At 63.9% G+C, this 255-nt stretch carries 1 protein-coding gene; it reads right to left on the bottom strand.

The genetic code is table 11. From position 1 onward, the window contains the following. Nucleotides 1-255 (bottom strand): amino acid permease (locus AB4Y43_RS40690; RefSeq protein ID WP_368730314.1); only part of this gene is annotated, 255 nt, incomplete at both ends.

Consider the following 255-nt stretch of genomic DNA (forward strand, 5'->3'; position numbering starts at 1 on the left):
GCGCGATCGCGAGTTCCGCGAACGGCGACTTGAAGTTGAACGTGTTCCAGCCCTTCGCGACGTCGGCCGGATTGACCGCGCCGATATAGGCGACCTGCAGCAGCACGTAGATCACGAGCGCGCAGAGGATCGAGCCGATGACTGCGAACGGCACGCTCTTCGCCGGATTGCGCGCTTCACCCGCGAGGTTGATCGGGCTCTGGAAGCCGTTGAATGCGAACACGATGCCGCTCGTGGCGACTGCCGTGAACACCG

Origin of the sequence: Paraburkholderia sp. BR10872 (assembly GCF_040965835.1) — a bacterium.
Taxonomy (GTDB): domain Bacteria; phylum Pseudomonadota; class Gammaproteobacteria; order Burkholderiales; family Burkholderiaceae; genus Paraburkholderia; species Paraburkholderia nodosa_A.